This is a genomic window from Chryseobacterium sp. 7, assembly GCF_003663845.1.
GTDB lineage: Bacteria > Bacteroidota > Bacteroidia > Flavobacteriales > Weeksellaceae > Chryseobacterium.
The window spans coordinates 3,973,075-3,986,055 of the sequence record NZ_RCCA01000001.1 but is presented as its reverse complement, the minus strand read 5'-3'; the positions used below and the strand labels follow the sequence as shown (position 1 = coordinate 3,986,055).

General features: G+C 36.3%; 8 protein-coding genes. All 8 read right to left on the bottom strand.

Annotated features, from left to right (window positions below; translation table 11 throughout):
* Positions 1-4: 4 nt before the first annotated feature.
* Positions 5-511: a hypothetical protein gene (locus CLU97_RS18250; RefSeq protein ID WP_147436517.1), complete on the bottom strand. Its 507-nt coding sequence runs from the start codon at positions 509-511 to the stop codon at positions 5-7.
* Between the two features lie 9 nt (positions 512-520).
* Positions 521-7,249: an RHS repeat domain-containing protein gene (locus tag CLU97_RS18245; RefSeq protein WP_228437795.1), complete on the bottom strand. Its 6,729-nt coding sequence runs from the start codon at positions 7,247-7,249 to the stop codon at positions 521-523.
* Positions 7,250-7,254: 5 nt separating this feature from the next.
* Complete coding sequence (locus CLU97_RS18235; protein WP_121489199.1) at positions 7,255-7,713, bottom strand: hypothetical protein; 459 nt, start codon at positions 7,711-7,713, stop codon at positions 7,255-7,257.
* Positions 7,714-7,719: 6 nt separating this feature from the next.
* Positions 7,720-8,553 (bottom strand): cell wall anchor protein, encoded by an 834-nt coding sequence (locus tag CLU97_RS18230; protein WP_121489198.1) that lies wholly within the window; start codon positions 8,551-8,553, stop codon positions 7,720-7,722.
* Positions 8,554-9,100: 547 nt separating this feature from the next.
* Entirely contained in the window at positions 9,101-9,934 is an 834-nt protein-coding gene (locus CLU97_RS18225) for a DNA adenine methylase (protein WP_121489197.1), read from the bottom strand.
* Between the two features lie 246 nt (positions 9,935-10,180).
* The gene (locus CLU97_RS18220; protein WP_121489196.1) at positions 10,181-11,560 is read right to left on the bottom strand and encodes a hypothetical protein; all 1,380 of its coding nucleotides are present in this window, start codon (positions 11,558-11,560) and stop codon (positions 10,181-10,183) included.
* Position 11,561: 1 nt separating this feature from the next.
* Positions 11,562-12,539 (bottom strand): phage tail protein, encoded by a 978-nt coding sequence (locus CLU97_RS24095; RefSeq protein ID WP_228437793.1) that lies wholly within the window; start codon positions 12,537-12,539, stop codon positions 11,562-11,564.
* A 1-nt stretch (position 12,540) separates the two neighbouring features.
* A complete protein-coding gene (locus tag CLU97_RS18210) occupies positions 12,541-12,981 on the bottom strand; it encodes a hypothetical protein (RefSeq protein WP_121489195.1) in 441 nt (146 codons plus the stop codon).

Sequence of the window (12,981 nt, the reverse complement as noted above, 5' to 3'; positions counted from 1 at the left end):
ATTTCTAAAAACCTTTATTTATCATTTCTATTCTAACATCCAAACTTTCATTCATTGCTGAATTAGGCTTATAATAATTTAGCATATAGTTTTCGGTATCCCAAACAATATAAATGTATTCATTTAATTTAGCTTTATCAAACTTAAAGTCCTTACTGGATGCTATACCAGAGCTAAATGTACCTTCTTTATCATTATTGTTTTGACTTGGAAATAGATTGGCTTCAAAAGCAACTTTCGGACTTCCATATAACTCTAATAATTTACTTAAGATATCTGAATGCTTTACATCTATGGAAAAAATTATTGAATTTATTGTATCATTGTTAATGCCAATATTAGAAGCTTTTACTTCTTTTCCTAAAAAAGATAAAGGTAATTTATTTTCAAATGTTTGATCTTTAGTATAAGTATTTAAAGATCCTAATTTTTTTCCAAAAATATCTTCAATTTTTTGTGCTTCAAAATTCATAGTAACAAATATAAGAATTAAAATATGTAGTTTTTTCATAATTATAATTTATTGGAATGGGTTTAAATTTCTTCTATATGGGGTTGGAATTCCTTTATAGCCCATCGGTGGAGAAAATGAAAACCTGCCTCCCCATGTTCCAAGGTAAAAATTCACAGAAGTTTTAAAAAAGTTTTGCATTTCAGCTTGCATTGCGTTACCTTGTCGAATAGTGTAATAATTTCTAGTCTCTTTTAGTCCAAAATCAGTAGCCTTTGCTGCTATATTTGCTGCTATATTGCTAGGTAAAACATAGCCATTTGCATATTTAACAGGAAATTGATAATACCCTCTAGTAACAGACAAAAAGAAAATGTCAAGATTAGGATATAATGAAGTGACACTAGTATAGTGGATATTTGAGACATCAGCAACCTGCCAGTTAGTACTTCTTAATTTTTTAAAAACAAAAGAAGAAGAAGAAGAAGATCCCTGTTCAGATTCAATTCCTACAGGACTATTCGCCTTCATTATCTTCATGATTGAAGAATCACCATCCTCATCTGATTTAGAAGCCTTGAAAAGATTGTCTCCTCTGTGAGCTAGATGATTAAAAATAGATACAATAGCACCAATCTTCACACCTTCCCAGAAATTACCTCCTGTAAGGGCAGATCCCACACCACCTGAAAGCATGCTGAATGCAACCTGGCCTACACCGCTATATGCAGCTTCTCCAATAGCTTTAGCATATCCAAAAGAAGCAAAGCTGGATAAAAATGCACTTGCTGCTGCAGTGAAAAAGTTGTCACCCTGCATAAAGCTTAATGTTCCCTGTACACCTGCATGGACGAGGCTTTTTAAAGCTTCATTTCCTATACTTGCAGTTGCAGTAGAAAAGACATCCCCTATAACAGTTGTTATCCCCGCACTTATCAAACTCATTACAATGCTAGAATATAAGTTAAGAATATTAAACTTCGCACCAGTAATCAAAACAGTAGCAGTGTAAGAGACTACAGCAAAAAGTAACGCTTTAACAATAGGAATTGCAAAAATCTGCCAGAATTCCCCGCTAGGGTCATTATACATCAAGGGATTATTCATCACATACCCGTACTTATTATAGTTTTGGGTATTTGTAGGGTCCTGGATATTTTCATCTGCATTTAAGAATCTTCTCAATAACGGATCATATAATCTACCATTCATGTGGATGATTCCTACTTCTGCAAAATGTTCGTGGCTTGTATAGCCTCTGTCTACTAATAACGAAGCATTATCAATGATATTTTTATCTGTAATAATGACTCCATTTCCTATCTGGAGGTGTGTGAAATTACCCCATGCATCAAAATGTCTCTGCTCTAATTTATTTCCGGCTTCATCGCTGATGGCTAGGATGCTTCCAATATAATCCTTATGTAAAAATTTGTAAGAACCGATGCTCTCTGTAAAGTTTTTTAAATATACAATATTGGATTCATAAGGTGTGCCCCCAATATAAATGATATGCTTTTCTTTTCCGGTCGTATTATCTTTTACGATTTCATAGCTTCCGTCTTCACTGTAAAATTTGGTGAACTTACCATCTCCATCAATACTGAAATTACCACCATAGGTAACTCTTTGTCTCATATTCGTAAGTCCATACTGGAAGGCAACATCTCCTTTCATTCCATCAATGAATACAGGGTCATTGTTCTCATTGTAGGTAATGCTTTGTATTAAATCATTGTTATAATTTTGTGTTCCTGCTGCATTCAAAGTCATTCCTGTTGGCTGGTAGATCTTAGCTGAGTTCTCATACTTCATGATTCCCACTTGGTCGTTCTCTATGATTCTACCTTTAACATCATAAACGTTTCTGTTGCTTGTTGGCTTGATCCCTGTCACAGGATTTGTCCAGTTTACCAAACGATTATTATCATCATAATCGAAAGATTCAACAATATTAAAGTCTCCACCTGTTGTTCTACTCTTGAGTTCATTTTTTATAGCATTGAATGAATAAGAGAGTTGGAGAATACCTGGTTTTAGTGCCGAAGAGTGATTCACATTCGTAAGGAAACCATTATCATCGTATGTATTATTAATGTTAGCCGCACCTAATTTTGCTTTCAGCACTTGCCCTTTGGCATTGGCTTCTGTCAATTCCCATAGGATTTTACCAGAGTTTTTGTCTTTTACCTGATACAGTTCACCACTCCAGGCGCTGTACAGATTCTCAATCTGAACTTTAGTAAGAGCACCGGAAGAATAGAGCTGCTTTTCATAAGAAATTACCCTTCCTTTATCATCATAGGTAATTCCTTTCTGGATAAAGTATTTTCCGTTACTGCTTTCTGAGGATGATAATACTCTTCCTTGTTGATCATAAGACACATTTGAACTGTAAGCTTTTCCTTTAGATGTTCCATCTTTTGAAACTAACCTTCCTTTATTATCATAAGTAAAAGAAATTGTTTTGTTGGTAGCCTGCCCTCCGTCTATAGTTGAAATTTCCGTCTGAGCAACCAACTGTCCCAGATTATTATACATATATTCTTTTGTTCCTTTCGGACTTATGATCTTCTTCGGTTGTCCGAATCCGTCATATTCATATTTGTACAATCCGTTGGAAGGATCATTAAATTCTAATTTTCTTCCCCAGGAATCATATTTTGTGGTGACAATATTTTCTGCATACTGTGCTTTGATTTGCTCTCCGGCTGCATTATAGAAGAAGGTAATCGTTCCTCCTTTGTCCGTTGAAGAAACTACATTTCCTAAAGCATCAGTGTTTTTGGAAGTAGTTCTTCCATAACCGTTAAGTTCTTTGACAATTGTGGTCAAGCCTGAGACAGTAGTTTCCATCTGCTTACCATTGAATGATGTAGCGGTTGCTTTGGTGATAGGGAAAACAGAGTCATCATAAGTAATGGTATTCCATCCAGAAGCACTTTGTCCTTCAAAATAATGCTCGGATTCCCTAATTTTTCTTCCCAGTATGTCATACTGGGTTTCTTTAGAAACAAATTGTCCCTGTCCAAATGCCTTCGTAGAGACTTTATATTCCTGTCCTAGCTTATTGGTATATTTTTTTGAAATATCTCCATCCGGATTATACTGTGTAACAGTGATATTAGAATTGTTATCTCTATTATATTGATAGGTAGTCGTTCCTCCAAGATTTGTTTTGGAGGTAAGGATTTTACCCCATGCATCGTAGGTATTGGTAAGGATATTTCCTAACGGATCAGTTTGCTTTTTGATCTGCCCCCAGTCATTATACTCAATACCTGTTTCTAATCCTAAGTTATCTGTTTTCTTTACAACAAATCTCCCTTTCGGATCATATACGCTTGCTTCTGTCTGAATTTGGGAATCAATACTATTGCTAGTTATTTTTCCGGTAATATTTCCAAAACCATCGTAACTATAAGTTTCCAGTAAATATCCGGTATTATCTCTGTTCCAGGTTTTCTGTGTTTTTAAGAGATTACTCTCATAAGTATATTCTTCTTTTGCGGATTTGGTATCTCCGTAAGCTGAGATTTGATCAGTTTTAGATTGAGGACGACCTACAAAGTAATCTGCCGCAATTCCTGATGTATTATGAATATATTCAAAATTAGAAGTTGTTATTGCATATCCATTATTAACATTCGATACACTTTGCTTTGGAAGATAATAATCCCCATAAGTAATAGAAGCGTTTGTTAATGTATCATTCAGGAAATCCTTTGTTTTAGTACTTTTGGGAACAGTAGCAGTTATCACCTTTGGCTTATCAGCATCAGCAATTATGCCTGTTACGATTTGTCCGTTTAATAATTTATCTGTTTGGTAAATAGTAGATTTGAAACTTAATAGCTGGGTGTTGTTCTCAGAAATATCAGCAGGGAATATTTTTGATTCGTCGTTGGTCGAGATACTCCATTCTTTCACCGGAAGCCCATCAAAAAGAGGATCTATTTCTACTGCTGACCAGATTTTCGTATTTTCAAAACCGTCTGCATACCATGAACTGCGGGCAGATTGATAATAGCCCATCATCCCTTTTCCATGCATATGTCCGGTCATCCCTCTGTATCGAAAATCCTGCTTTCTGCCTTCTTGTCTAAGTTGAGATACAGCATAGGATTGGTCAACCCTGCTTAAAGAAAAATAAGGATAATATTCTTTTTTAACCTTTTGATAAAAATTAGGGTTAAGAGGATTATTCGGGATTACCTCTAAATAATCTGCTGATGTAGTAATCCCTCCCTGAGTAATAGTTTGCACTTGAGACAGCTTTCCAGCAGAAGAAGGTGATTTAAGCTTGTGCATTCTCTCTTTCCAGAATAATAGTACATCATAATAGTTGTTGTTGATTTTTACCTGTGATGTGATAGGAGAGAATAAAGCAAATTCACTGGTACCTGTTACATAATTAGAGCCGTTATATGTATAGCTTGTATAAAAATCAGGACTTCCATTGGCCGTAGCTCCATTAGATGTATAAGTGTCAATAGTATAGCCGTAATATCTATTCAGTATAAGTCCACTTGAATTTACTACACCTGCTTTATTATAGGGCAGTATATGTACAATATCCGATTTCCCGTCTTTATTGATGTCTGATACCGAATATACATGCTGGTAAATATTAAAAGTAGGGTAATTACTGTTTTGATAGTCATTAGGTTTTCTGTATTTCAAAAAGTCAGTTTTTAAGATATTGGAAAATCCTTTTCCTGTCCCCATATAAAACCTCCAGTTATCTTTATCCTTGTTATCTGTTGTTGGGATCGTAAAGTCAAGGTTCCCATCACCGTTAAAGTCTCCAAACAAAACAGGAAATTCAGGTGCTTTTGTTTCAGCTAAATTACCGGAGAATTTTATCTTCTTAAGATACTGATTAGGAGCTGTTTTTATAAACTCAAATACGGTATAGGCTGTATTGGAAATATCAATAATATTTATTTTACCATCGCCATCTACATCCAGATATTGCTGCTTGTAATAAGAACTTTCATTGATCCCTGAATCAACTGTATAGGTTGATAAAGGATTGTCAGCATTTTTTAAGTCAACAATATAATTCCCTACCAAATAAGTATTACAATTGAGTTCATGACATGGCGGTGGTCTGTTAATTGTACCATCAGAAGTGGACATAGTTGTTTTTGTTAAATCATTACATCCGGGTGTTGGTTCAAACTGGCAAATTTTTTTATTGATCTTCACAAATACATCCGAAATACCATCACCATTAATATCTCCTTCATTGAATGAAGCCATTTGTATACTACAGCCTACGCCACCTCCCTGATATGTACAGTTTGGATCAACATAAACCACCTTCTCAAATACTTTAGCAAAGGTATTATCTCTGAAAATGTACCCTACTACTTTGCCGCCTTCGTATTGAACAATTCCGTTTCCATTATGGATTTGTCCTTCTTCATCTAACAACGTACTGATAACTTTAGCTTCTGTATTAAAGGTTTTACCTGTGGAAATATCCGTAAAGGTATTATTCAATCCTCCAAGCTTCACTACACCATTGTTCATTGAAAAATCCAAATATCCATCACCATTAAAGTCACCTGTCAGCTTTACGTTTTCAAAGCTATCTACATTATTATCTGAAAACTCTAAAACAGGCTGGGTAGGAGCTGGATAAGTAAAAACTACCGGATTAGCAGCTTTGTTTTCTGCATTGTACTCCGTTATCTTATCAACTGATTGATAATTTGTTCCATTTTTAATGTAATCAATTCCATATTTTTTAAATTGACTGCCATTGTAACTTACCTTAATTTCGGACAAAAGTTTATTTTGAGTATATTTTAATCCCTGTACATATGACTGTTCGATCAAGTCCCTGTCTATATAAGTAAATTCAATGCTGTTATAATGAGGTTTGTTTAATGTTTCATTTCCTCCCCATGTTATAGTGGATATTCTGGACACGCCACCATTAATACCCGCGGAACCAAGTGGTGTATATTCATAGTTGTATGTGATGAAGTTCCCTTGAGGATCTTTCCATTTTGTGATGTTATACTCCAATGCTGGGGTAGTATCGCCCATAAATCCTGTTGAAAATGTTTTCTCATATTTAGCTTGAGAACCATTTTCAAAAGTCACTTCCCAATAGTTAGGTCCTGAAATATTTAAACTATTTCCGACAGATTTTATTTTGATATTAGAATATTTCTCTGTCACATATTCTGCACCATCTTTACCATATTCTCCAGATTTTAAAATCAATCGCTGACCATTAAAACTATAATAATCAGAATAATCAATTTGTACTGCTTTAGCTTCTGCGTCTTTATCAATTGTTTTTCCGGCTCTTGAAATAGAGGTAATTCCTGAAATATTCCAGCCATAACCAGCTATTCCATTAGAAGCCCCACTGGTATACAATAGATTAATCTGTGGTGCTACACTTTTTACTCCTGGAGGGAGGGCAATAGGTAATGTGAATTGCAATTGCCCAGCTCCATTAACCTCAATATTTCCTTTAGTGTCATGAAAACTCTTTCCATCCGGTGCTGTCGTTCCTGATGGGTTGGTTGATCCAGCGCCAGAGTCCACAGGTCCACCTCCCGGATTCTCAGTAGCTGGACCGATCTTAGCAACAAAGGGATTCGATGAGCTGGAAGAAGCATAGAATCCTTGTGCTAACACCACTGATTGCGGGTCTTGAACCGTCCTTGAGGTACTTTCTGTTTGATACAGTATGGTCTGTGAAAAGCCCAATACCGAACAAAGTGACAGTATAATTGTTGAAAATAGTTGTATTTTCTTATCGTAACGTTTCATGGCTCTTATCGTTTGGTGATATTTTTACTAAAAATTCTGCCATCTTTTAGGGTAAATTGTACAACGTATACCCCCCAATCATAGCCTATCATGTTAACCTTTACTTGCTTGTTAAGATCAGGCGCATTCTGCTGCTGGAATTTCCAGTGAACTGTACTATGCTGATACAGTGAAATAGATTCTATGAGTCCATCTACCTCTTCACTCCAGTCTATCGTAAGATAGTCGTTTACAGGAACGGGATATAGTCTAATTTGCTTCCAAAATGAAGTTTCATCTATAATTTGAGTAGGGGAAGCTGTTTTAGCTACGGTTTGTACAGGCTCTTGGGCTATTTTCCCAGCGATATTAGTTCCCCTGTATCTTTGATTTCCTGCTTCATCATATTTGAAATAGACTTCGGTTTGGGAAAACCCGAAGAAGCTTATCATCAGGGATGAAAGTGATAGTAATTTTCTTTTCATTGGTGATTATTTTTTGGTTGATAATAATTGCTGAACTTGACTTTTGAGTTCCTGAAGCTCTTCGGATTGTTTTCTTAACATCTTAATTTCTTCTGCCTGGAACTTTAATTGCTTATTTTGCTCAATAGAATATAATGTTAATTCTTCAATCTTCTCAAGCAGCTTAGAATTCATTTCAGCAACATTAATTCCGTTTTCCAGTACTTGCTGAGCAGTGGGAATGTTAGGCAAATGCCCTTTTTCATTAATATGTTTTTCAACCTCCTCTAAAGATTTCAGCTGATATTCTTTTTTAAAGACATAATCAGCCCATACATTAGCTTTTACTTCAACCTCTTTAGCCTTAATTTTACCGTCAAATCTGGCAATAGCATTATTGAAAAACTTTACCCAGGTTCCATTATAAGCATCCTGAATACCGAAATAGGTAGAGCCATCATTACCATCATTAGGTTGAGCGATAATGATATTGTGGCTTTTTCCTAAGTTTCTAAGAACTGTATCTCCGATTTGTCCACCCCAACAGCCTGAACAGCCCGATTTTCCGATCTGGAATGATCCCAATGAATTAGCGATCTCAAAAGCCAGATTGTCTTCCTTATAGATTCTGAAATAAGCCTCACCACTACCTCCCGGATCATTAGTTCCTACATTTATTACTCCATTTGGAAGAATGTTCATCACTTTTGTATTGTTCGTTTTAAAAACCAGAGGTTGGTTGTCTGTAGTTCCAATAAAATTATTGGATGGATTAGTCCCTGAATTCCCAGTAGTATTCCAGCTTTGGGCGAATGAAAATGATGACACTAATAGTGCAATCGAAAATAATTGTACTTTCATAATTATATATGTATTAAATATTTATGTTTTAACTTTCCTGCAAAAGTATATTTTTTTGTTCACAAGATAAAGAGTTGTTTTATAGATTTAGCATGAACATTCTTAACCTTATTATTTATGTGTTTTCAGCCGTTCTAATGCAAAGCTATCACGACACGGCGACAAACCGTGACGTATTTTCTTACACATGATAAAAATCACATTAAAATAAGAAAGGCGTGATACTGAAGCCAATCCGATAAAGAGGTACCGCGAAGAACCCAACAGTTCAGATATGACTTACAGCCCTCACGCCCATATAGGTACGAGGGCGTAAGCCTATCATTTTTAGAACTGTTTTAGAAAATTCGCGGTTTTCTTTATCCCAAATGATAGCTTACGCTTGTTTCGTAAAAATTATGGGTGCTAATATAGAGATATTTTTTGAACTTCTAATTGGCCAAACAAAAACGTGAAATACCGATCCGGCTTTATTGTTATGTTTGTTGTTTCTATATATAATAAAAGCATCCATTTGGGATGCTTTAAAAGAGAATTGAAATACTGTTTAAAAAATATTTCTATAGATCATTATATCATTGTAAGCAGCATTGTAAGTCAGCTGTGTTCCTACGGTTATGGTTTTAGCTCCATCAAAAGGACTTCTGCAGTATCCATGCTGCTGCATCCACTCGCAAAGCTCTGTAATTTGGCTTTTATTGCTTGTAAAATAGAAGTAAGATGTATCTTCAATAGTCTTGAGTACATTGAGATAGTCTGACAATTTCCAATAATCATTACGGTTGTATGTTGTGGTATCTGTTGATAGATAGGGAGGATCAACCAAAAAGACTACATCTGTATTATTTCTATAATCGGCAAATAAATCACGATAATCTTTTTTAGTTGTGTTTACCCCTTCAAGATAGCCCTCTGCGTTATAATCACTTAATCTGACCTTATTATAGAATGTTTCTTTTTTCAGCTGGTCAAAGTTTGTCACATAATTCATGGAGAACAGTAAAGATGATGATATGGTCACCCAGTCGATAAAACCTTGCTCATGGCTTATTCTTTCAATAATTTCACGACAAAGACTATCACTTAGTCTTTCTTTGTCTTTTCTATTGGTATTTTTAGAACAGATTGCCCGAATATCAGCCAGTAAAGTATTGGTGTTATCAATATTCTCAATGCGTAATGTGTAATTATCAAAATCATTATAAATAACCGTTGCATCCGGATAGAAATTTTTCACAGTATGGCTGAGCAGTCCCGATCCACCAAATAAATCTACATAGGTAGCATTGGGTGAGAATTCTTTTAAAGCTTCTTTAAAGTGTTTTAAAAATTTTCTTTTCTGTCCCTGAAAAGGCAAAGGAGCCTGAGTATAATTTTTCATTGTGATTATTGTATTAAAAGATTAATATATTAGCTTCTTTTGAAGTTTTTGTTCAGCTTTTCGGGCATATGTGGAAAAAACGGTCAAAAACAAGATTGTTACTTGTTAGAATAGCATATAATGTAGTAAGCTTATAATCCCACTTTATAAGATATTTACCTAATGTGCAGAACAAACTGATTACAAAAAAGGTAATTTTTTGAATATTTTCGGGTATGTTTAAATTTTCGTTCATGCTTTTAATTTTTAAGATAATAGAATTTTTCCTAGTACCTGCATACTGATAGAGCCTTGTCCTCCTCCACCTAATTGGAAAACAAACCTTTTCGGGTATAAATTGTAAGTACTGTTAAACTGTTGATACGTTTTGCCATTTCCTTCGGCGATGACATATACGACTCCATTATAATAGGCAATATGAAAAGTATCGTTTCTTATGGCCAATGTAGTGCCAGGTAACATGCCTATTCCGCCGCCATCGTAGTACTGAACTCCATAGAATACGCTATCCCCGTTGCCAATTAACCCGCATCTCCAAAAGTTAACGAAGTTGGCTCCATAGTTGGTTAATTGATTATTTAAAGAAAATGAGGCCATAAAACCTGCATTTACTTCGGCGGTATTTATTAAGTTATCGGAGTAATAGAGGGTGTTTTGAGATCCAGATGAAATGGCTGTGTCATTTACGGAAGAATCCCCTCCTGAAGCTTTCTGCCAGTTCGCAATGCCTGTAAACTGGCTGTAAGTTAATCCTTCTTTTACGATTAATTCCGGGGAGCTTGCGTTTGTCATATTGTTATGGGTTACAAAAACCTGGTAATATCCTTCTGGCTTTGTTTTCCAGTTGATTCCAAAATTCAGGTTATTGGGGAAATTCTGCAGTACAGTGAAATTATCGACATCATAGGTTTCAGGTGCTGGAAGAATTGTACCGTTAATATCCTTGATTCTTTTAATTTTGATGTAGGCGTTTGGGGTAATATTATCCACAAATAGATTGACTCCTACGAGTGTTGTATATTGAATGAAGTTCTTTGTATTGTCAATAAAAGGAAGGAGTAGGACATCAATTCTTGGGGTCCCTGTAGAGAAATTTTCAGTTGATAATTTCAGTCCATTTCTAAAGGTCGTTTTTTCGGCATCGGTTGCCAGTGAGGGAAAACGTAAGACGATATTTTTCCCGTTACTCCATGCTTCCTGGCCTGTTGAATCCTGGACTCTCATTCTTACAAATGTGGAATCTGTTGATTTATCGGGCAAATTTTTGAGGTAATAATAGAATCCTGCTGTATTAATGGTCCAGTTGGCGCCTAGAGTCAATCCGGCTCCGGCAATTGATGTCAATGCCGAATTGGCAACATTTTTCCCCAGATCACCGGCAAACATTCTTCTGACATTATTATCCTGGTCAAGAATATAGGCATACTTAAAAACGGTATCAGGACCTGAAACGGTCTCGGTCGTTTTATCGAGTTTTCCATCAATGCCTTTTTCATCGACAAAGTTATCATTAAACTCATCCACGATATAATACAGCACCTCCCTGACTTTTTCAGCGGTAATTTCTCTGGCCTGATTGTCTTTGATGTTTAGGTTGATCTTATTTTTAATATTCGTTGTATCCATCTTAAAATCTTATATAAGGTGTTAGGGCTATGTTTTGCGGTCTTGTTTCATAGGTTCCTGCTTCCTGGGTTTCAGTATTTCTCCATTTGAAGTTATTTGCTCCTCCATTAAATCCTCCTCCCAGCAGTGCAAATCCATCATAGGGATGAACATCGGTAATGAGGTGTTTGTGCTTTTTTAAAGCATCTGCCTGGAAAGATCCGTCCTGAATGTTTGCTGAATTTCTGTCCAGGTCTATGCCCCTTCCAGCGTCTAATCCACGAATGAAAAGACCTCGTAAATCCGGCACCCTGAAAGTAGAAGTACCATTGCCTGAGGAAAAATATCCGCTGTTTAAACCACTGGCACTGAGCCACTGGGAGTCTGTAACGATCTTGGAATATTTGCTGACCATTTGCCAAAGTCTTGGGAAATCCGCTCGGTTAACAAGAGTGCCGTTTGCCGGGAGAGAGAAAGATTGCGGGGTATATCCATAGCGTACTTCACCAATGTTTTCCAGATGAATATTTCCACCGATGAGATAGAGTTTACCTCCGTAGAATGCTGCTGAAAAGCTTTCTCCGCCATGTAACCACAAATCTGTTTTAAACTCATCATCGGGAGTTGCTTCTATGGGGATTCCGGTTTCTATTTTTACGGCGTTTCTGTTTGTCCCCAGTGCGGTGAAAGACATAACCTGACCCTCATTAATTCCTGAAGTATTTACTGTTACCACTTTGCCGCTGCTTGCAATATCCAAAACGACGTCTTTATCCACGATATCAGGCAAAGTCAATTGAATGCTCTGTGAAACCTGCTTGATGGTTAGAGATTTTCTTTTGCTGAAATGATCATAAAGATACTTCGTTCTATTGGCCAGCTGCTGAGCCTGTCGGTTGGCAATTCCTCCGGACTGGGGATCACCTCCCCGTACTACATCCGACTGTTCTATCTGATAGATGCTTTTTTCCCACTCTGCTGATTCTTGTAAAACTCCCATTTTAGTTAATTGTTATGGTCCAGATTCCTGTTAAAATAATTGCTGATGTCTTGAGTATTTCCGGTCTGGTTTTTCTTGAAAACATGACCAGATCTGCATTAAAAAGTCCCAGCTCTGTAATTTTGAGTCCGTTCGCCTCCCCGGCAGCTAAAGAAAAAGTAAATTGTACCTTACTCATGGAAGGGTAGGTAACGCTATCTATATTTTTATAGAAACCATTGACCAGGGCATTGTCTTGTGGTGAGGGATCGGCGAGGCCTTCACCAAAACCTACTTTGGAAATACTTTTCCCGGAAAGATCTCCGCCCAGTAGTTTGGCTACGTTGATGATTCCTCCGGAAACAATAAGATTATCACCGCTCATCCGCTTCAGGGTTTGTCGTGTTGCCGAATCTTTTACAATGATTTCCAGAGATCCTTTTGTTATTATATTTTCTTTCAT